This window comes from Streptomyces sp. NPDC018693 (assembly GCF_044391385.1).
Taxonomy (GTDB): Bacteria; Actinomycetota; Actinomycetes; order Streptomycetales; family Streptomycetaceae; genus Streptomyces.
In genome coordinates, this window is sequence record NZ_JBIRZZ010000003.1 from 662,950 (window position 1) to 683,571 (window position 20,622).

General features: G+C 71.8%; 17 protein-coding genes and 1 pseudogene. 7 read left to right on the top strand and 11 right to left on the bottom strand.

What is annotated here, in order from left to right:
• The first annotated feature begins 888 nt into the window (after positions 1–888).
• Entirely contained in the window at positions 889–1,449 is a 561-nt protein-coding gene (locus tag ACH5AC_RS11375) for a hypothetical protein (protein WP_398861477.1), read from the top strand.
• A gap of 167 nt (positions 1,450–1,616) precedes the next feature.
• Here ACH5AC_RS11375 and ACH5AC_RS11380 read toward each other — a convergent pair whose 3' ends face one another.
• Complete coding sequence (locus ACH5AC_RS11380; RefSeq protein ID WP_398861478.1) at positions 1,617–2,540, bottom strand: oxidoreductase; 924 nt, start codon at positions 2,538–2,540, stop codon at positions 1,617–1,619.
• Between the two features lie 295 nt (positions 2,541–2,835).
• On the opposite strand from ACH5AC_RS11380, the gene ACH5AC_RS11385 reads away from it, so the two are divergent.
• The gene (locus tag ACH5AC_RS11385) at positions 2,836–3,993 is read left to right on the top strand and encodes an alkaline phosphatase PhoX (protein ID WP_398861479.1); all 1,158 of its coding nucleotides are present in this window, start codon (positions 2,836–2,838) and stop codon (positions 3,991–3,993) included.
• 108 nt (positions 3,994–4,101) lie between these two features.
• Positions 4,102–4,590: an excalibur calcium-binding domain-containing protein gene (locus tag ACH5AC_RS11390; RefSeq protein ID WP_398861480.1), complete on the top strand. Its 489-nt coding sequence runs from the start codon at positions 4,102–4,104 to the stop codon at positions 4,588–4,590.
• Positions 4,591–4,655: 65 nt separating this feature from the next.
• On the opposite strand, the gene nirD is transcribed toward ACH5AC_RS11390, so the two are convergent.
• From nirD to ACH5AC_RS11415, 5 genes are all read right to left on the bottom strand, one after another.
• Positions 4,656–5,006 (bottom strand): nitrite reductase small subunit NirD, encoded by a 351-nt coding sequence (gene nirD, locus ACH5AC_RS11395; protein ID WP_398861481.1) that lies wholly within the window; start codon positions 5,004–5,006, stop codon positions 4,656–4,658.
• A complete protein-coding gene (nirB, locus tag ACH5AC_RS11400; RefSeq protein WP_398861482.1) occupies positions 5,003–7,612 on the bottom strand; it encodes a nitrite reductase large subunit NirB in 2,610 nt (869 codons plus the stop codon). Before nirB ends, nirD begins: the two co-directional genes overlap by 4 nt.
• Positions 7,613–8,827 carry an NAD(P)/FAD-dependent oxidoreductase gene (locus tag ACH5AC_RS11405; protein ID WP_398861483.1) on the bottom strand — a complete coding sequence of 405 codons (1,215 nt, stop codon included), beginning with the start codon at positions 8,825–8,827 and terminating at the stop codon, positions 7,613–7,615.
• A 180-nt stretch (positions 8,828–9,007) separates the two neighbouring features.
• On the bottom strand, positions 9,008–9,688 hold the full coding sequence (locus tag ACH5AC_RS11410; protein ID WP_398861484.1) for a class F sortase: 681 nt from the start codon (positions 9,686–9,688) through the stop codon (positions 9,008–9,010).
• A 105-nt stretch (positions 9,689–9,793) separates the two neighbouring features.
• Positions 9,794–10,339, bottom strand: coding sequence for a hypothetical protein (locus tag ACH5AC_RS11415; protein WP_398861485.1), 546 nt, complete (start codon positions 10,337–10,339; stop codon positions 9,794–9,796).
• A 503-nt stretch (positions 10,340–10,842) separates the two neighbouring features.
• Here ACH5AC_RS11415 and ACH5AC_RS11420 point away from each other — a divergent pair.
• Positions 10,843–12,471, top strand: a complete 1,629-nt coding sequence (locus ACH5AC_RS11420) for an IS200/IS605 family accessory protein TnpB-related protein (RefSeq protein ID WP_398861486.1) — start codon at positions 10,843–10,845, stop codon at positions 12,469–12,471.
• Positions 12,472–12,478: 7 nt separating this feature from the next.
• Here the strand turns inward: ACH5AC_RS11420 and ACH5AC_RS11425 are convergent.
• From ACH5AC_RS11425 to ACH5AC_RS11435, 3 genes and pseudogenes are all read right to left on the bottom strand, one after another.
• Positions 12,479–12,787 (bottom strand): annotated as a pseudogene (locus tag ACH5AC_RS11425) (gamma-glutamylcyclotransferase family protein); the annotation flags it as partial.
• Entirely contained in the window at positions 12,784–13,338 is a 555-nt protein-coding gene (locus ACH5AC_RS11430; RefSeq protein WP_398861487.1) for a hypothetical protein, read from the bottom strand. The pseudogene ACH5AC_RS11425 and the gene ACH5AC_RS11430, both read right to left, overlap by 4 nt.
• A gap of 39 nt (positions 13,339–13,377) precedes the next feature.
• Positions 13,378–15,510, bottom strand: coding sequence for a molybdopterin oxidoreductase family protein (locus tag ACH5AC_RS11435; RefSeq protein WP_398861488.1), 2,133 nt, complete (start codon positions 15,508–15,510; stop codon positions 13,378–13,380).
• A gap of 310 nt (positions 15,511–15,820) precedes the next feature.
• Between ACH5AC_RS11435 and ACH5AC_RS11440 the strand changes: the two genes are divergently transcribed.
• From ACH5AC_RS11440 to ACH5AC_RS11450, 3 genes are read left to right on the top strand one after another with little or no spacing between them, the layout of a single operon-like run.
• Complete coding sequence (locus ACH5AC_RS11440) at positions 15,821–17,347, top strand: amino acid adenylation domain-containing protein (protein ID WP_398861489.1); 1,527 nt, start codon at positions 15,821–15,823, stop codon at positions 17,345–17,347.
• Positions 17,344–18,597 carry a hypothetical protein gene (locus ACH5AC_RS11445; RefSeq protein ID WP_398861490.1) on the top strand — a complete coding sequence of 418 codons (1,254 nt, stop codon included), beginning with the start codon at positions 17,344–17,346 and terminating at the stop codon, positions 18,595–18,597. Before ACH5AC_RS11440 ends, ACH5AC_RS11445 begins: the two co-directional genes overlap by 4 nt.
• 10 nt (positions 18,598–18,607) lie before the next feature.
• Complete coding sequence (locus ACH5AC_RS11450) at positions 18,608–19,375, top strand: enoyl-CoA hydratase-related protein (protein ID WP_398861491.1); 768 nt, start codon at positions 18,608–18,610, stop codon at positions 19,373–19,375.
• Positions 19,376–19,459: 84 nt separating this feature from the next.
• Here ACH5AC_RS11450 and ACH5AC_RS11455 read toward each other — a convergent pair whose 3' ends face one another.
• The gene (locus ACH5AC_RS11455; protein ID WP_398861492.1) at positions 19,460–19,756 is read right to left on the bottom strand and encodes a hypothetical protein; all 297 of its coding nucleotides are present in this window, start codon (positions 19,754–19,756) and stop codon (positions 19,460–19,462) included.
• Between the two features lie 165 nt (positions 19,757–19,921).
• A complete protein-coding gene (locus tag ACH5AC_RS11460) occupies positions 19,922–20,608 on the bottom strand; it encodes a vancomycin high temperature exclusion protein (RefSeq protein WP_398861493.1) in 687 nt (228 codons plus the stop codon).
• Between the last annotated feature and the right edge of the window lie 14 nt (positions 20,609–20,622).

Genomic DNA, 20,622 nt, shown 5'->3' on the forward strand with positions numbered 1-20,622 from the left:
GGACCTCCCGCGGGATGGAAGCCTGGGCTCGCGCGATCGCCCACGACGCCTCCGTCAGCCACTTGGCCGCGTCGTCGCTGAAGTCACCCAGCCGAAGCGTGGAGTTGGCGAGGTCGGCCGTCCAGGTGCGGAAGGCGTCGGCGCCCTCGCCCTTCCAGGCGACCCATTGGGGGCGGATCTTCAGTTCCTCGGCGATGTCGCGGATGGCCTTCGCTGCGGCGAGGAGGCGCTCGGCTGCTGCTTGGACATGGCCGGAGTTGGCTTGGTCGAGCCAGGTGAGCATCTGCTCGTGGGTCATGTTCTCGAAGGAGGTAGTGCCGCCTCCGGGGCCCTTGGCCGGCATCAGAGCGTGCCTTCCGCGTCGTTACCAGACGGGGCGTCACTTTTGCCGCTACTGGGGTGGTAGCCGCTGCTCCAAGGCTCCTTCGTCTCCGTGCTGAGCACAGCCTGAACCAAAACCGGACCGCCCTCGGTCAGCAACACAGCAGCACATCCTCCCCGTACGGCCGGAATGATCCGGCAGACACCCGCAGCCGCTTCAGAAACTCTAACTATCAGCGGTGACATGTCCATTCGCTCCGTCGCGGCGGTGAATGGCTTCGGTCGTACCTAGGCTCTTGACCATACGACGGGGATGGTGGGGGCGCGTTGGCGGTGTGTCGGTCGCCGCCTACGCCACAGACCTGGGCCCGCCCCCGCGCACCACCCCGCCATGGCACCGCCGGCCTGCGGTTCCGCCCGCACCGGCCGGAGCGGGCGCCGCCCGCCGTGCGACCCCGCGCTCCACGCGCCCCCGAGAGCCGCCGCAACCGCCGGACGTGGTCCGGTGTCCCCCAGGGCATCGGCCGCCGAGAGGGCTCGGGGCCAGGGGACATCGGGGGATGGGCCATGAGCGTTTCGCACACCACAACCGTCCGGCGCCGCGCCGCCACACTCGGCCTCGCGGCACTGTTCGCCGTGACGGCGACGATCGGTACGGCGGCCTGCGGCAGCACGGCGGGCAAGACGGACACGGGCGGCGCGGGAGCCGCACCGACCGGGATCGCCAGCGCACCCGGCACCGCCGGCCCGGCCAAAGCGTCCTCGTCGTCGTCCTCGCCGGCCCTGGAGGGCAAGGCGTACGGCCACGCCCCCCGCGCATGGGCCACCCGCACCCCCAGCACGATCGGCGTCCACGGCCTCGACGTGCACGGCCAGAGCTTCACCGTCGGCGGCCAGGCGAAGATCGTCGTCTACCGCGACGGCAGCCGTGGCATCCCGAGCCACTACAAGGAGACCACGGCCCGCTACACCCCGGGCCGCCACGGCGGCGGCTTCGACCTTCGGCTCGGCCTGCTGGACTGCACCGCCTACGGTTACGGGTACGACTCGACCCTGATGGTCCTCGACGCCACGACCGACACCTGGTCCAACAAGGTCCGCGTCTCGACGGGCTGCAACCGCCGCTGACCGGCCCGCCGCCCGGCCAGGGCCTGTCCGGCGGATCACGCCGCAGACGCGGGGCTTTGGCACGCGTCGCCGCCCTCCTCCGCCTTGCGGCTGCACGCACCGAACCCCGCTCACCTGCGCTGCTGAGACACCGCCGATTCCCTGCGACCTGATCCGCCGGACAGGCCCTACGACGCCTGCTCCAGGGCGTCGTACCTGACGCCGGTCAGCCGCTCGGAGGCGGCCCAGAGTCGCCGCCCCATGGCGTCGTCCCGTGTCCAGGCCGCCCGCCAGGACCGCGCGGGCGCCCCGCGCCACATCGCGAAGGCCGGCCCGGTGAAGGAGTCGGGCTGGACGCCGGGCGCGGTGGCCGCGTACAGCGTGGGCAGGGCGCCCGCCTCCGCCGACTGCGCGAAGACCCGGTCACCGACCGCCAGGAGCGGACGGGTGGCCCGGCTGCCCACTCCGGCGGTGAGCCCGGTGGCGGCGTACCCGGGGTGGGCGGCGGCCGCGACGACGTCGGCGCCGCTCGCCCGCAGCCGCCGCGCCAGTTCGTGCGTGAAGAGCAGGTTGGCGCTCTTGGATCGGGCGTACGCGGTCCAACGCTGGTAACTGCGCAGGCAGTTGAGATCACGCAGCTCGACGTTGGCCACGGCGTGCATCACGCTGGAGACGGTGACGACCCGCGCTCCGGGCGCGGCGGCGAGAATCCTGGGCAGCAGCAGCCCGGTGAGCGCGAAGTGCCCGAGATGGTTGATCCCGAACTGCATCTCGAACCCGTCCGAGGTGGTCCCGTACGGCACCGCCATCACCCCGGCGTTGTTGACGAGCAGATCGAGCCGTGCGTACGGGAATCCCGCGGCGAAGTCCCGTACGGACCGCAGATCCGCAAGATCCAGCCGCCGCAACTCCACGTCGGCCGAAGGGACTTCACCCCGCAACCGCTCCTCCGCCGCCCGCCCCCGCTCCGCACTCCGGCACGCGAGGACGACCCGCGCCCCCTTCCGGGCCAGCTCGCGAGCGGTGACGTACCCGATCCCGGCGTTTGCGCCGGTGACGACGGCGATCCGCCCACCCAGCCCCGGCATGTCCCGCACGCTCCAGCCGCCCATGGCCCGCTTCTCCCTCCATCGGTGCCACCTCAGCGTAGAAGCGGGCATGTCGGCTCAGCGTATGCGAGGCAAAGCGGGACGCGAGGCCGGCCAGGGTGTCCCACGGGACCGTGGGTATACAGGGACATACCATCCCAAACATGGAACGCGTGCATCTGGTAACCCACCGAGCATCCCCCGGCCACAGCGGCGACACGACAATTCCACGCGCAGCCCCTAGCGTCCTCTGCCGCACGACCCCGCCGCCGACCGACGGCGGGTCGGTCACGACACCTCTTGGAGTGTGGGAGTGAGCGTGGAACGTCGTACCCTCCTGCGTGCGGCCGTGCTCGGCGGATCGTCCGCCGTCCTCGGCGGAACCCTGTGGCGAGGCGCCGCGTACGCCGCCCCCGCCCAGCCCGGTACGGGCCCGTACGGTCCGCTGCTCTCGCCGGACGCCAACGGCATCAGCCTGCCGGCGGGCTTCACCAGCCGGGTGATCGCGAGGTCCGGCCGGACAGTGCCCGGCACTTCGTACACCTGGCACAACGCCCCCGACGGCGGCGCCTGTTACCCCGACGGCACCGGCTGGATCTACGTCTCGAACTCGGAGATCAACCCGTCGGGCGGGGCGAGCGCGGTGCGCTTCTCCTCGACGGGCGCGATCACGGCGGCTTACCGCATCCTCTCGGGGACCCGCCAGAACTGCGCGGGCGGCCGAACCCCCTGGAACACCTGGCTGTCCTGCGAGGAGGTGGACCGCGGCTACGTCTACGAGACGGACCCCTGGGGCGTGAAGGCGGCCGTACGGCGCGACGCGATGGGCCGCTTCAAGCACGAGGCGGCCGCCGCCGACCCCACCCGCCAGGTCATCTACATGACCGAGGACGTCTCGGACGGCTGCTTCTACCGCTTCCGCCCGACCACCTGGGGCGACCTCTCCTCCGGCACCCTGGAGGTCCTGGTCGCCGGCACCGCCACCTCCGGCCCCGTCACCTGGGCCCGCGTCCCCGACCCCACCGGCGCGACCGCCACCCGCAACCAGGTCTCCGGCGCCAAGCGCTTCAGCGGAGGCGAGGGCTGCTACTACGCGGACGACACCTGCTGGTTCACGACCAAGGGCGACAACCGGGTCTGGCAGTACAACGCGACCAGCCAGACCATCGAACTGGCCTACGACGACTCGTTGGTGACGTCCGGCACCGCCCCGCTGACCGGCGTCGACAACGTCACGGGTTCCTCCTCCGGCGACCTGTACGTCGCCGAGGACGGCGGCAACATGGAGATCTGCCTGATCACCCCGGACGACATCGTCACCCCCTTCCTCCGCATCGGCGGCCAGTCGTCGTCGGAGATCACGGGCCCGGCCTTCTCCCCGGACGGCAAACGCCTGTACTTCTCGAGCCAGCGAGGCACGTCGGGCAGTTCGTCGGGCGGGATCACCTACGAGGTGACGGGGCCGTTCCGCGCCTAGCCGCAGAGCGGGCACACATTCTCATCACAAATCCAACACATCCCCTCCGCCGCCGCACGCCGCAGTCATACGGTCGTCCCCTCACGTCACGCTCCTTGGGGGGACGCCATGACAAACCCGTACACCGGCATGACCGCCGCCACACCCCCGCCCCCGGCCCCCAGATGGGCACGCAAGCGATACGTCCTGCCCGCGCTGGCCCTGTCCCTGTTCCTGGGCATCGGCATGGGCGCGGCCGAGAACAGCGAACCGACGAACGAGAAGCCCGCCGCGGCGAGCCCTCAGCCAACGGTCACGGTCACGGCCACGACCACGGAGACGGCGGTACCGCAGCCGGCGGGAACGGTGACAGCCACGGCGACCGTGGAGGTCACCAAGACGATCACGGCAGAGCCGGCGCTCTCGAACGACTCCACCAACGACGACTCCGCCAACGACGACTCCGCCGACGACGACTCCGCCGACGGCGACGCGGGAAGCGTCTACTACGCCAACTGCAGCGCGGCCCGAGCAGCCGGAGACACTCCCCTGTACCGGGGCGACCCCGGCTACAGCCGCCACCTGGACCGTGACGGGGACGGGGTCGCCTGCGAGTAGAGCCGGAGCGGTGGCGTGGGCCGTGACCGTCGTACCGTACGACGAGCCCGGTCCACGCTCCTCAGTCAGGCGCTGCGCACCTCGTACGTGGCCACCCGCACCGACTCGTCGTCCAGGCAGCGCCCGTCGATCAGGTCGAAGCGTTGCTTGAGGAGGGGGGAGGCTACGAAGGGGCGGCCCTGGTGGGTGCCGGTGAGGCCGCGGGAGAGGACCGCGGCGCCGCCGAAGGGGTCGCGGTTGTCGATGGCGTAGAGCTCGCCGGCGCGGTCGCGGAAGAGGGCGACCTGGCGGCCGTCGGGGAGGAGGGCGGCCACGCCTCGGCCGGGCAGCAGGCGATGCAGGTCGCAGACCGTGAGCCAGTCGTCGCCGAGCTTGATCTGGATCTTCAGGTCGGTCGTCTCGGGTGCCAGGGTCATCGCGTGGCGCTTCCTTCCAGGATGTCTTCGGCGGGACGCAGGCCGATGGACAGCAGGGGCAGGTCCGGCTTCATCTGGTCGCGCTCAGGGACGAAGCCGACGACCGGGTCGGGGGTGTCGGGGGCGTTGACGAAGGAGACGAAGCGGGCCAGCTTCTCGGGGTCGTTGATGGTCTCCGCCCACTCGTCGCGGTAGTTCGCGACATGGGCCGACATCAGCTGCTCCAGCTCCTCGCAGATGCCGAGGGAGTCCTCCACGACCACGTCCCGTACGTGGTCCAGGCCGCCGGGGATCCGCTCCAGCCAGGTGGAGGTGCGCTCCAGGCGGTCGGCCGTACGGATGTAGAACATCAGGAAGCGGTCGATCAGGCGGATCAGTTCGGCGTCGGACAGGTCCTGGGCGAGGAGGTCCGCGTGGCGCGGGGTCGCGCCGCCGTTGCCGCCGACGTACAGGTTCCAGCCGTTGGAGGTGGCGATGACGCCGAAGTCCTTCGACTGGGCCTCGGCGCACTCGCGGGCGCAGCCGGAGACGGCCGACTTCAGCTTGTGCGGGGAGCGCAGGCCCCGGTAGCGCAGCTCCAGGTCGATCGCCATGCGGACGGAGTCCTGGACGCCGTAGCGGCACCAGGTCTGGCCGACGCAGGACTTCACCGTGCGCAGGGACTTGCCGTAGGCGTGGCCGGACTCGAAGCCGGCGTCGACCAGGCGCATCCAGATCAGCGGGAGTTGCTCGACGCGGGCGCCGAACATGTCGATGCGCTGACCGCCTGTGATCTTCGTGTAGAGGCCGAAGTCGCGGGCGATCTCGCCGATCACGATCAGCTTCTCCGGGGTGATCTCACCGCCGGGGATGCGCGGGACGACGGAGTACGAGCCGTTCTTCTGGATGTTGGCGAGGAAGTGGTCGTTGCTGTCCTGAAGGGCCGCCTGCTCGCCGTCCAGGACGTAGCCGCTCGCACCGATCGTGGGGGCGAGGGAGGCGATGATCGAGCCGACCGCGGGCTTGCAGATCTCGCAGCCGTCGGTGCCCCGGGCGCCGTCACGGCCGTAGCGGTCCAGCAGGTCCTGGTAGGTGTTGATGCGCAGGGCGAGGACGATCTCGTACAGCTCCTCGCGGGTCTGCGAGAAGCAGCCGCACAGGCCCTTGTCGACCTCGACGCCGCTCGCCTCCAGCTCGGCGGTGACCAGCTGGCCGAGCACCTTGACGCAACTGCCGCACGTCGTACCGGCCTTGGTGCACTTCTTCACCTCGGGCACGGTGGTGCACCTGTGCTCGGTGACCGCCCCGCGGATCGTGCCCTTGGTGACGTTGTTGCACGAGCAGATGATCGCCTCGTCCGGCAGCGCGGACGGGCCGAGCTGGGCGGGGGCCCCGGAGCCCGCGGGCAGGACCAGGGACTCCGGAGAGATCGGCGGCACCGACCCGGTCAGTGCGCGCAGGGTGCCGTACGCCTCCGCGTCGCCGACCAGGATGCCGCCGAGCAGCGTGCCGTCACGGCCGATGACCAGCTTCTTGTACAGGCCGGCGCGGGAGTCGGAGTAGACGACGTCCAGGCAGTCCTCGGTGGTGCCGTGCGCGTCGCCGAAGGACGCCACGTCCACACCGAGCAGCTTCAGCTTGGTGGACAGGTCGGCGCCGGTGAAGGCCGCCTCGTCGGCCGCGATCGTCGCCGCCACCGTCTCCGCCTGCTCGTAGCCCGGCGCGACGAGGCCGTACACCCGGCCGTCGGCGGCCAGCGCGCACTCGCCGATCGCGAACACGTGCGGGTCCGAGACGGTCCGGCACTGCTCGTCGACCGTGATGCCGCCGCGCTCGCCGACCGTGAGACCGCAGTCGCGGGCCAGCTGGTCGCGGGGGCGGACACCGGCGGAGAAGATCACCATGTCGGTGGCGATCTCGGAGCCGTCGGACAGCTTCATGCCGGTCACCGCGCCCGACGCGTCGGCGACGATCTCCTGCGTGCCGGTGCCGGTGTGGACGCTGAGACCCATGTCCTCGATGGTGCGCAGCAGCGCCGCGCCACCGCCCTCGTCGACCTGCACCGGCATCAGCCGCGGCGCGAACTCGACGATGTGCGTCTCGACGCCCAGCCCCTTCAGCGCGCCGGCCGCCTCCAGACCGAGCAGACCACCACCGACGACCGCGCCCACCCGCGCCTTGGTCTTCGCGTACTCCTCGATCGCCAGCAGGTCCTCGATCGTGCGGTACACGAAGCAGCCGGCCGCGTCCTTGCCGGGGACCGGCGGCACGAACGGGTAGGAGCCCGTGGCCAGTACGAGCGTGTCGTACTCGACGACCAGACCGGACCGGGCGGTGACCTTGCGGGCCTCGCGGTCCACGGCGACGGCCGGGTCACCGATGCGCAGCTCGATGCCGTGCGCGGCGATGAAGTCCATGTCGGTCATGGACAGGTCCTCGGGGGTCTTGCCCGAGAAGTACGAGGTGAGGGCGACGCGGTCGTACGCCGGACGCGGCTCCTCGCACAACACGACCACGCGGTGCGTGGCGGTCAGGCCGCGCTCGGCGAGCGCTTCGAGGAAGCGCTGGCCGACCATGCCGTGGCCGACGAGCACGATCGTGGGGGTGGCCCCCAGGGTGGCGGTCATTCAGGAGCCTCCATCGTTGGTGAGCAGGTGGAGCAGAGGGCCGTCGTCCGGGAGCGGCTCTGCTCCCTCCCAGGCGCGGGCGAGCGCGCCGACGGTGCCGAGTTCGCCGACGAGCACCCCGCCGACCAGACGGTCGTCGCGGACGACCACCTTGCGGTACGTGCCACGGGTGGCGTCGGTGAGCTGGACGACGTCGTCACCGGGCCGGGGTACGGTCTCGCCGAACGCGGCGAGGTCGAAGGGGGTGTCCTGACCGTTGAGGGTCAGCCGGGTCAGGGAACGGGTGCCGGTGTAGCGGGCGTTCGCACGGCCCGCGAGCGACTCGGCGAGCGCATCGGCCTGTTCGAGCGCCGGTGCCGCGAGCCCGTAGACCTCGCCGTCGTGCTGCGCGCAGTCGCCGACGGCCCGGATGTGCGGGTCGGACGTACGCAGTTCGTCGTCGACCAGGACGCCCTTGTGGACGGCGAGTCCCGCGTCCTTGGCGAGGCCGACACGCGGGTGGACCCCGCAGGCCAGCACCACCAGGTCGGCGTCCAGGGCGTAGCCGTCGGCCATCTCGACCGAGCGGACAGCGCCGCCGACACAGCGCACGTCGCGCACCCGGCACTCGGTGTGCACCTCGACGCCGAGGTCCTTCAGGTGCCGCAGGACCAGCCGCGAGGCGTTCGGGTCGAGCTGACGCTCCATCAACCGCTCGGACTGCTGGGCGAGGACGACCTGGGCGCCGCGCACGGCGAGCGCGCGGGCGGCGGAGACCCCGAGCAGCCCGCCGCCGATGACGACCGCGCGCACACCCGGCCGTACGGCCTTGGAGAGTCCGAGGCAGTCGTCCATCGTCCGGAACGCGTGGACGCCTTCCGGGAGTTCGTGGTCGGGCGTGAACAGGCCGCGCAGCGGCGGGAGCACCGGGTTGGATCCGGTGGCCAGCACCAGCGTTTCGTATGCGATCTCCGAGCCGTCCGCGCAGACGACGGTACGGCGGTCCCGGTCGATGCCGGTGACCCGCGCGCGGACCAGGCCGTCGGGCGCGGGCAGCGCGATCACGTCCGGGCTGTACCGGCCGGCCAGCACCTCGGCGAGCAGGACCCGGTTGTACGGGCGGTGCTCCTCCTCGCCGACGAGCAGCGCGGGGATGCCGAGCTCGCCGAGCCGGCGGGCGAGCCGCACGCCCGCGAGGCCGGCGCCGATCACCACCACACGCGTTTTCGAGGTCATGTCGTCGAGCGTGCGGTGTGGACGTTACCCGGCCGCATCACCTCTGTTTCCCGCGGGGAACGCTGCCCTCAGCGGGGGCGGGGGTGGGGTGTGAGGAGGGGCTGGGGCGGCTGGGGTGCGGCCTGGGTCCGGCTTGGGTGCCGCAGGACGCGTTCTGTGGGCCCTGGAGAAACGGCGGGTTCAGCGGCTGCCGGTGAGGTGAGCGAAGACGACCACATTGCCCTGATAGCCCGTGGCGCGGGAGTAGCCCCCGCCGCAGGTGATCACCCGTAGCTCGGGGCGGGGTGCCGCGCCGTACACCTTCTCGTCGGGGAAGGCGGACGCCCGGTAGACCTCGACCGCGTCCACGGTGAACACCGCCGTGCTCCCGTCCCGCCGGTCCACCTCGATGACGGCGCCCTTCTTCAGCGCGCCCAGGGAGTAGAAGACGGCCGGGCCGTCCGCGTTGTCGACGTGGCCGGCGACGATCGCCGTACCGGTCTCACCGGGGGTGGTGCCGGCCTCGTACCAGCCGGCGAGGTTCTTCTTCTCCGCCGGAGGGGCGTCGAGGCTGCCGGTCGGGGTCAGGCCGAGGCCGGTGAGGGGGGCGTTCACGTCGATGGACGGGATACGGATGCGGTGGGGGGAGGAGGGGGTGAGGGTGACTGTGGGGGTGAGGGTGGAGGTGGGGCTTGAACGGGCGGTTTGTGAGGGGTCCTGTCCGGAGGTTCGGCCCGTGGCGGCCTCGGCGGCCGACGGCTGTGGCGGTGCGTGGGTCGTTGCGCCGCTGTGCAGCAGCCATCCGCCCGCGCACAGGGCGGTGACGGTGACGGCGGCCATGGCCGTGTTGCCGAGCTTGCGCGTACCGGCCTGCCTGCGCATATCAGCCTCCTGAAGTGCCCCGGTCCCCCTCCGGGCCGCGAGGGGCGTCGGACCCGGAGGGGGAGGGGACATGCGGTACCGGCGGACGGACAGCGGAGGTGTCCGTCAGATCCCGTCGCCTCTCGCCCGGCGATGCAGGAGCCAGGTACCGCCCGCGGCGGCGACGGCGAGCGCCGCCACACCGGCCGCGGTCTGCACGGGGTCGGGGCCCAGGGCGCCGCCGACCCCCGTCTTCACACTCCCCCTCGGATGCGCCTGCTGCCGGGACGAGGCCAGCGTCACCACCAGGTCCCCGGTGACCCGCCGGTCGTCCTCGGCGCACCTCGCGACGATCTCGTACGTCCCCGGATGCGCCCCCGGCGGCACCGCGAACTGGCCGATCGCGTCGCCCTTGTGGGTGCTCGGCGCCAGCGTGAACCGGCCCGCGCCGACCGCGCCGGCGTCTCCCGCGGCCGTACCGCCGTCGCCGCACGCCGAGGTGTTCACGGTGACCTGGCCGCCCGGTACGGCCGTGGACGGGTACACCTCCAGGCCGCCCGTGACCTCGGCGTGTGTGTCCCCGGCGGGCGCGGCGTGAGCGGGCGCGGCGATGCCGCCCAGGGCGGCGACGGCGAACGCGGTGCCGGTCAGCAGCCGGACGGTACGTCGCATCGGGGCTCCTCGTGGCTCATGGGTGGTCCCTGCCCTTCCGAGGTAAGAGGCAGCACGCCGACCGCGCTTCCTGAGAGCGCGTCAGGAATAGGTAGAACGGGTGGCGGGCGGAGTGTGGTCCGGTGAGCGTCCGTGCAGGTCGGACCGCCTTTGACGGGGTGTCATGGAAAGCCGTCGGGGGAGCGTGTGAATGGGTGACCGTCACCGCCGGCGTGCGTGCCAGTCCCCGCCCTCGATCAGCTTGCCCTGCGCCCTGAGGCGCGCGGCCACGGCGGGAGCGGCCAGGTAGACCCAGGCGGGGGTGGGGGTGGGGGTTGTGAACAGGTGGCGACTGACGGCGCTTGAGCGTGTTCTGGCGTGCAGGTGTGAGTTTCCGGGCAGTGGTTGGCATCCCGCATTCCGGTGGGGAACGGGAGTTCGTGTATCGGATGTGTGACCTTTGCCGGTGGTGGTCGTTGGGTGTGGTGACGGATTTCCGCGACACCGGTTGGGGGGTGAAAGGGGTGGGTGGGCTGCGGGAGGTGGCGGCGCCGTTCGTGGTGCCCGGCCCCTCGGGGGTCGCGATCCGTACCCGGCTCAAGCACCTGACCGCCGGGGACGAGACGGTACTGCGTCTGGTCGGCGACCACCTCGGTTCGCTCGCTTCCCGTGATCTGAAGGCACGGTGCGCGGCCGGGCCGGAGCACGGCGGTGAGCAGTGGGCCGAGCGTAAGCGCGCTCTCACGCAGGAGTCCTCCTCCCGCTGGGCCGGGTCGGTCACGAAGGCCACCCACGACCAGTGGGCACTCGCCCGGCGCGGCCAGCTCGCGCACATCCAGAGCCTTCAAGCCGGGATCGACACCATCGGGCACCGGCTGTCCCTGCCCGTGGGGGCGAAGGGCAGCAAGAAGGCTCCGGGCGGCTACCGCAGCAGGCAGGAATGGTTCGCCAAGTCCCGCCGCCTGCGTGTGCTGGAGGACCGGCTTCAAACAGCCCGGGCGGAGCGTGAGGCTGGGCGGGTGCGCGTGGTGCGCGGCGGGAAACGGCTGATGAACACCCGCCACCACCTGGAACAGGCGCAGCTCACGGAAGAGCAGTGGCGCATGCGGTGGGAGGCCGGGCGCCGGTTCCTGCAGGCCGATGGCGAGTCCGGGAAGCGGTTCGGCAACGAGACCATCCGGGTCACCGACGACGGCGAGGTCTCGATCAGGCTTCCCGCGCCGCTGACGCACCTGGCGAACGCCCCGCACGGCCGCTACGTCCTCACCACCCGTGTGGCGTTCGCACACCGGGGTGAGCAGTGGGCCGACCGTGTGGCGGCGAACCGGGCCGTGGCCTATCGCATCCACGAGGACGTGATCCGCGGGCGCTGGTACCTGACCGCGTCCTGGACGATCCCCCCGGCCCAGACGGTGCCGCTGGAGGTGGCCCGTGCCGGTGGCCTGATCGGCTTCGACACCAACGCCGACCACCTCGCCGCCTGGCGCCTCGACACACACGGCAACCCCATCGGCAACCCACGGCGCTTCTTCTACGACCTGTCCGGCACCAGCCGGCACCGCGATGCGCAGGTCAGACACGCCCTGATCCGCCTGCTGCACTGGGCCGAGCGCCACGGCCTGGCCATCGCACTCGAAGACCTCGACTTCCAGGCGGAGACCACCCGGGAGAAGCACGGCCGCCGCAAACGGTTCCGCCACCTCATCTCCGGCATGCCCGTCAGCAGGCTGCGCGCCCGGCTGGTGTCCATGGCGGCCGAACTCGGCATCCCCCTCGTCGCCGTCGACCCCGCCCACACCAGCAAGTGGGGCGCCCAGCACTGGCAGAAGCCCCTCACCAGCAAGAACAGGAAGACTTCTCGCCACGACGCGGCCGCCGTGGCGATCGCAAGACGCGCCCTGGGACACCCGATCCGGCGACGGACGGCACCGCCCCCGCACGACCGGAGCGATCGTGCGGGGCATCGGACCGTCCAGGCCGAACCGGTGGCCCCGGGGCGTGAGGGAAACCGCCCCCGCATCCCCGGACCACGGACACGATCCGTGTACGCCGGACGCGGAGCGAACGCGGTCGACCAGAACGCCCAACACCGTTCGGGGCGCTCGGCTGAGCACGAGTCCTGGCAACAGGACTCACTCCCACTCAGTCTCTAGGAACGGTTGTGCGGGTCACGTATCGGGTGACACGTTCGTACAGGTTGTGCGGGGCGCCCGGGCGGTACTCCTCCAGTCGGTCCAGCTCGGCGAGCAGCTCGTCGTACGCCTCCGGGAGCGCGGTGACCAGTTCGCCGGCCACCCTGCCGCCGGGTTCCTCCACGGCGTACGGGCAGCCCGGGGCGTCGTAGAGCACGGCGCCGTTCAGCAGTGCGGGTTCCTCGGAGAGGGTGCGGCCGCGCAGGAAGAGGTCGTGGTTGATCTCGCCGGGGCGCAGGGTGCCGTAGACGAAGAAGGGGAGGCGCGGGAGCTTCACGGAAGCGATTCTCTCGCCACCCCGCGAGCCGAGTGAGCGGGGGGCCCACCCGCTTCCTGGCCGGTGTCGTGCTTCCGCGGCCCGAGTAAAGGGCGCTCCAGCACGGGGAAGAAGCGAGCGGACGGCCCGGGGAGGAGCGGGTGGCCGGGCGGGGTTTGCCTCTCGGGTGGGCTGTGCTGTGGGCCGGGGATCGGTGTGTCGAAGCGTACGGGGGTCGCGTCCACGTGGACGGGCTCGGCGCCGCAGCCGCCGGCGCCGAGCATCCACCAGTCGGCGTGTCCGGGGTACGCCGGGTCCTGCCATGTCGTGGGGGTGGCGCCGCAGCAGTCGCGCCGGTCCGTGTCGAGTACCCGCATGCGGCTCACCACGTGGACGACGCGGCGGTTGACGTGCAGCGCGTACACCTCGTCGCCGGCCGTGGCGCCCGACCAGGTCGGCAGGGAGGTGTGCACGCCGCTGAAGGCGACCGGCGGGCGCTCGCCCGTGCGTCCGTCCTTGCGCAGGGCGCGGCAGGTGTCATGGGTCCAGAGGACGGTGAAGGCGTCAGGCACGGCGGGGATCGTAGGGGTGGGGACTGACACCCCTTCCGGTTATGCCTGCGCCGGCTCCAGGCGTACCGCGCACACCTTGAACTCCGGCATGCGGGAGGTGGGGTCCAGGGCCGGGTTGGTGAGGGTGTTGGCGCGGCCCTCGCCGGGCCAGTGGAAGGGCATGAAGACCGTGTCGGGGCGGATGGTGGGGGTGATGCGGGCGGGGGCCACCGCGCGGCCGCGTCGGGAGACGACGGCGATCGGGTCGCCTTCGGATGCGCCCAGGCGGGTTGCCAGGCGGGGGTGGATTTCGACGAAGGCGCTCGGTGCGGCGGTGTTCAGTTCGGCTACGCGGCGGGTCTGGGCGCCGGACTGGTACTGGGAGACGACGCGGCCGGTGGTGAGGAGGATCGGGTACTCGTCGTCGGGTTCCTCGGCGGTCGGGCGGTGGGTGACCGGGACGAAGCGGGCCCGGCCGTCCGGGGTCGCGAAGCGGTCGAGGAAGAGGCGGGGGGTGCCGGGGTGCGGGGCGGTGGATTCGTCGTCCGGCAGGGGGGTGGGCGCTGCGTCCTCGCCTTCGGTGGTGGGCGCCGGGCAGGGCCAGAAGACGCCGTTCTCGTCGGTCAGGCGGCGGTAGGTGATGCCGGAGTAGTCGGCGGGGCCGCCCGCGCTGGCCCGGCGCAGTTCCTCGAAGACCTCCTCCGGGTCGGTGGGGAAGCCCTTCTCCACGCCCAGGCGGGCGGCGAGTTCGTGCATGACCTCCAGGTCGCTGCGGACGCCCTCGGGAGGGGTGAGGGCGCGGCGGCGCAGCAGCACCCTGCCTTCCAGGTTGGTGGTGGTGCCCGACTCCTCGGCCCACTGGGTGACGGGGAGTACCACGTCGGCGAGGGCCGCTGTTTCGGAGAGGACCACGTCGCACACGGCCAGGAAGTCGAGGGAGCGCAGGCGTTCCTCGATGTGGGCGGCCCGGGGTGCGGACACCACCGGGTTCGAGGCCATCAGCAACAAGGACCTGATGTCCGTACCGAGGGCGTCGAGCAGTTCGTACGCGCTGCGGCCCGGGCCCGGGAGTGAGTCGGGGTCGACGCCCCACACGGCGGCGACGTGGCGGCGGGCCGCCGGGTCGTCCAGCTTGCGGTAGCCGGGGAGTTGGTCGGCCTTCTGGCCGTGCTCGCGGCCGCCCTGGCCGTTGCCCTGGCCGGTCAGGCAGCCGTAGCCGGAGAGGGGGCGGCCGGGGCGGCCGGTCGCCAGGGCGAGGTTGATCCAGGCGCTGACCGTGTCGGTGCCCTTGGACTGCTGCTCGGGGCCGCGCGCGGTGAGGACCATGGCGTGTTCGGGCTCGCAGAACAGGCGGACCGTTTCGCGGAGCTGGGGGACCGGGATGCCGGTGATGCGTTCCACGTACTCGGGCCAGTGGGCCATCGCGGCGGCGCGGGTCTCCTCCCAGCCGGTCGTGCGCTGCTGGATGTACTCGTCGTCGGTGCGGCCCTCCGCGATGACGAGGTGCAGCAGGCCGAGCGCCAGGGCGAGGTCGGTGCCGGGGCGGGGGGCGAGGTGCAGGTCGGCCTGTTCGGCGGTGCGGGTGCGGCGCGGGTCGATGACGATCAGCGTGCCGCCGTTCTCGCGGAGCTCGGTGAAGTAGCGCAGGGCCGGTGGCATCGTCTCGGCGGGGTTCGAGCCGACGAGGATCACGCAGCCGGTTCTGGAGATGTCCTCCAGGGGGAAGGGCAGGCCGCGGTCCAGGCCGAACGCCTTGATGCCGGCGGCCGCCGCGGACGACATGCAGAAGCGGCCGTTGTAGTCGATCTGGGAGGTGCCCAGCACGATCCGGGCGAACTTGCCGAGCGTGTACGCCTTCTCGTTGGTGAGGCCGCCGCCGCCGAACACGCCGAGGGCGTCCGGGCCGTGCGCGGCCCGTGTCCGGGTCAGCTCGGCGGCGATCCGGTCCAGCGCCTCGTCCCAGCCGGCCGGCACCAGCGTGCCGTCGCCGGAGCGCACCAACGGGGAGGTCAGGCGCACCCGGGACGAGAGCACCGCCGGCGCCGTACGGCCCTTGCCGCACAGCGCGCCCCGGTTCACCGGGAAGTCGGTGCGCTCGATCACCTCGACGCCCCCCTCCTGCGCGGGCGTGAGATTCATTCCGCACTGCAGGGCGCAGTACGGGCAGTGGGTGGGCGTCGAGGTGCTCTGCATGCACTTCAGCGTGGGTCGGCCGTGTTACGTGGCGTGCGGTGTCCTGTTACGACGGTGTGCTGGTGACCTCCCCGCCGGCGCGGCGCCCGCGTGAGGCACAGGGCGGGCCACCTTCTAGTCGCCGCCGAGCGGGGGACGAGTTGCCTGTGAGGTGAAATACGTCACAGGTGACTCATTCCGTATCGGTAATTGGCCGGTCACAGGTGGTTGATGCTTGAAGGATCGCCGTTACAGTCGAGCGGCGAAGCACCTCGCACGGCCTCCGCACCCGTACCCGTCGTACGAACAAGCAGCCTGGAGGTCCCCCTTCATGTCTCTGCGTCATCTCTGCCCCCGTGACCAGCGGCTCTTCTGGCAGTACGGCAAGGGTCGTGTCGTCCGTGTCGTGGATCCGCTGATCCATCACGCCGTCGAACGGCACGCCGTCGCCGCCCCGCACTCCGTCGCCGCCGAACATCAGGGCGCCCTGCTGACCTACGGCGAACTCGATCAACGGGCCGGTGCCCTCGCCGCCCGTCTCGTCCGTGAGGGCGTCCGGCCCGGCGACCACGTGGGCCTCTTCGTCCGCCGGTCCCTGCCGATGCTCGTCGGACTGCTCGGCATCCTGAAGGCGGGCGCCGCCTATGTCCCGCAGGACGTCGGCCTGACGCCTCCGGCCCAGCTCAGCCATGTGATGCGCGCAGCCCGGACGCGGATCGTCCTCACCCAGGCCGAGTACGCCCACCGCGTCCCGCTGCCCGCCGGGCACCGTCTGATCGCGCTGGACGCGTCGTCGTCGTACGACGATGCCCCGATCGAGTGCGCGCCGCCCGGTCCCGACGACGGCTGCTACGTCCTGTTCACCTCCGGCACCACCGGCCGCCCCAACGGTGTGAAGGTCACTCACCGGAACGTGGCCAACATCCTGCTCACCGAGCCGGGTGGCCTCGGGATCCGTCCCGGTGACCGGGTGGCCCAGCTCCTCAACGTCGCCTTCGACATGGCCGCCTGGGAGATCCTCGGCTGCCTCGCTCACGGTGGCACGCTGGTCATCCGCGGCAAGGACATCGCCGCGGCCGCGCGCACGGCGACCGTGCTGATCGCCACCCCGACCGTGCTGTCCGGCCTCGACCCGGACGCCTGTCCGCGGGTGCGGGCCGTGGCCGTCGCGGGGGAGCCCTGTCCGCGGCCGCTGGCCGACCGGTGGGCCCGGCGGAGTGACTTCTACAACTGCTGCGGGCCCACCGAGACCACCATCGTCAACACGATGAGCCGTCATGAGGCGGGTGATCCGCTGCTCACCATCGGCCGGCCCACGCCCAACAACACCGTCTATGTCCTTGACGCCGATCGTCGGCCGCTGCCGATCGGTGAGGTCGGTGAGATGTGGGCGGGCGGTGACTGTGTGTCGGCCGGGTATCTGGGCGATGAGCGGCTGAACGGTGAGCGGTACGCCCCTGATCCCTTTCTCGGTGGCGGCCGCCGTATGTTCCGCACCCGTGACCTCGGCCGCTGGACCCCCGACGGCCGGCTGGAGCACCTCGGCCGTACCGACGACCAGGTGAAGGTGCGCGGCTTCCGGGTCGAACTGGACTCGGTCTCCTCGGTGCTGGAGCGGCTGCCGGGCTGTGCGCGTGCGGTGACCCTGAAACGCGACGACCGCAGCCTGGTCTCCTTCGTCAGCCCGGCCGACGTCGACCCGGAGGCCGCCCGGCGCGCGGTCGCCGACGCCCTGCCCTACTACTGCGTGCCCGAGGATGTCATGCCCCTGACACACTTGCCGGAGACGGACCGCGGGAAGATCGACAAACAGGCGCTGCTGCGGCTGGCGCTGGAGCGCACGGCGGTGACCCGGTGACCACCTCACTGGACAGAGCGGCGTCCGTCACCCTGCCCCCGCCCACCTCCGCACCCCGACGCCTCCTCAAACACCCCCGCCTGATGCACTACAACCGCCTCGCGGGAATCGTCCTCCTCGCCAACCTCGCCTTCCTGTGGGCGCGTTGGCCGCTGTCCGCCGCCACCCTCGACCACGCGGCCCTCGCCAACCTCACCCTCGCCGTGCTCGTCCGCCAGCAGTACGTCATCAACTTCCTGTTCCGGCTGGCGACTTCGGCCCCGACGAGCTGGCCGCTACGGGTGCGTTGGACGCTCGGCAAGGTGTACCACTTCGGCGGACTGCACGTGGGCGGGGCGGTGGCGGGGGCCGGGTGGTTCGTGGCGTCGGCCGTCGCCACGGCGGCCGACGCGCCGCTCGCCGTGGTGAACTGGACCCTGGTGGCCCTTCTGGTCCTCATCGTCGCCACCGCCCTCCCGCCCTTCCGCGCCCGCCACCACGACCACTTCGAGAAGATCCACCGCTTCGGCGGCTGGAGCGCCCTCGGCCTCTTCTGGGCCCACACCCTCCTCTCCTCGCCCGGACCGGTGCCGCTCGTCGTCCTCGCCGTGGTCACCTTCAGCGTCGCGCTGCCCTGGCTGCGGCTGCGCAAGGTCGACGTACGGCTCGAACGGCCCTCCCGCCATGTGGTGCTGGCCCGCTTCGACTACGGCGAGACACCCTTCGCCGGGTCCTCGACCGCGATCAGCCGCAGCCCCCTGAAGGAGTGGCACTCCTTCGCCAACGTGCCCGCACCCGGCCAGAGCGGCTTCCGGCTCACCATCTCGCGGGCCGGGGACTGGACGGGCTCGTTCATCGACGACCTGCCCCCGCGCGTATGGGTCAAGGGCATCACCACGGCCGGCGTCGCCAACATCGAGGTCCTGTTCAAGAAGGTCGTCTACGTCGCCACCGGCAGCGGCATCGGCCCCTGCCTGCCCCACCTGCTGGCCGGCGAGGTGCCCGCCCGCCTCGTCTGGGCGACCCGCGATCCGCGCGCCACCTACGGCGACACCCTCGTCGACGAGATCCTCGCCGCCCAGCCGCACGCCGTCGTCTGGGACACCTCCCGGCACGGCAAGCCCGACATGGTGCGCCTCGCGTACGCCGCGTACCGCGACTTCGGCGCCGAGGCCGTCATCTGCATCTCCAACAAGAAGCTGACCTGGCAGGTGGTGCACGGCCTGGAACGCCGCGGCATTCCGGCGTACGGCGCCATCTGGGACTCGTAGGGGGATGGTTGTGAACACCGTCAAGCTCGAACGCGACGGGGCGGTGGTGACCGTCCGCCTGCACCGCCCCCACGTCCGCAACGCCCTCAGCGGTGAGCTGCTGACCGAACTCCTCGACGCCCTGCGCCCGTTGGACGGCGACCCGGAGGTCGGCTGCTTCGTCGTCACCGGCTCCGAGCAGGTCTTCGCGGCCGGCGCGGACATCCGGGAGATGGCGGGGAAGTCCGCCGTGGAGATGGCCGCGGAGGACTACTTCGCCGCCTGGGAGGACTTCGCCGACCTGCGCACCCCGAAGATCGCCGCCGTCAACGGCTGGGCGCTGGGCGGCGGGTGCGAACTGGCGATGATGTGCGACCTGGTCATCGCGGGAGAGTCGGCGCTGTTCGGCCAGCCGGAGATCAAGCTCGGCGTGATACCCGGTATCGGCGGCACCCAGCGTCTGACCCGTCTGGTGGGCCGCGCCAAGGCGATGGACCTCGTGCTCACCGGCCGCACGATGGACGCCCGGGAGGCCGAGAGCTGCGGCCTGGTCTCCCGCGTGGTCCGCGACGCCCGGGTCCTGCCGGAGGCCCTCGCCGCAGCCGCGACCATCGCCTCCTACGGGCGTACGGCGGTCAGGGCCGCCCGCGACTGCGTCGACCGCGCCCTGGAGACGGGCCTGCGCGACGGCATCCGCTACGAACGCCGCGTCTTCCACGCCCTGTTCGCGACGCACGACCAGCAGGAGGGCATGGCCGCGTTCCTGGAGAAACGGCCACCGCGCTTCACCGGACGCTGAGACGGGCCCGGGGGCGGGAGCGGGGGTACGCACCCCGTTCCCACCCCCGGTCAGTGGACGCCCTTGGTCAGAGGGTGTCCCCGGTCAGCACTCGTACGCGTAGTACGGCTCGTCGCCCGGGTCCAGACCGATCCGCCCCGTCGAGTAGGGCGCGATCTGGATGCAGGACGGGTCCCAGCCGTCGACCTCGACACTGGCGGAGATGGTGTAGCCGCAGGAGTTGTAGATGTCCGCCCACCAGGAGCCGGAGCCGCGGAGCTTGGCGCAGCCCGGCTCCATCGCCTGTGCGGCGTCGGCCGCCGGGGCGGTCCCCACGGCGGTTGCCCCGGTGATCAGCATCGCCGCGACGGCCGCGGCGAGCAGAGAGCGCAGACGCTTCATCTGATGTCCGTCCCCCAACGTCGCGGCGGACGGCCCGGTCCGCCGCCGCACACCGAAGAATGTGACTGGTCGATCACGGAGAGTTCGAGTCGCAGCTTCACCCGCCCGGGTGAAATGCGCATATCAAACCCGTCGGCGCAAGGATGTCCTGACCCGTCCGGCCGCTCATTCGGCCGTGGCCAACGCCTGCCGCACCCCTGGCTCCCGCGGCCCGAGGAAGCGGGGATCCGGTTCGAACACCGCGTCCAGCGCCGCCTTGCCGGCCGCGAAGATCTCCCGGACGCCCCCGTAGTACCAGGTGGCGTCGTGCCACTCGTCCACCCCGACGCCGTACGAGGTGATCCCCGCCTCCTGGCACAGCGCCACCGCCCGCCGGATGTGGAAGCCCTGGCTGATCAGCACGGCCTCGTCCACCCCGAAGATCTTCTTCGCCCGCACACAGGAGTCCCAGGTGTCGAAACCCGCGTAGTCGCTGACGATCCGCCCGTCCGGCACACCGTGCCGCGTCAGGTACGCGCGCATCGCGTCGGGCTCGTCGTAATCCTTGCGGCTGTTGTCACCGGTCACCAGGACGACCCTGATCCGCCCCTCCCGGTACAGCTTCGCCGCCGCGTCCAGCCGGTGCGCCAGATACGGCGACGGCTCGCCGTTCCACAGACCCGCCCCGAAGACGACGGCCACGTCCGTGCGCGGCGCGTCAGCCGTCGTCACCAGCCGGCCGGCGGTCGACACATGCATCCACGTCGACGGCAGCAGCGCCAGCACGCACCCGGCCATCACCGCCTGCACCAGCCGTCGCCGCCCCTTACGGGTGCGCGGCAGCCGCGGTCTGCTCAGCCTGGGTCGGCGCATCGCGCGCATCCTCC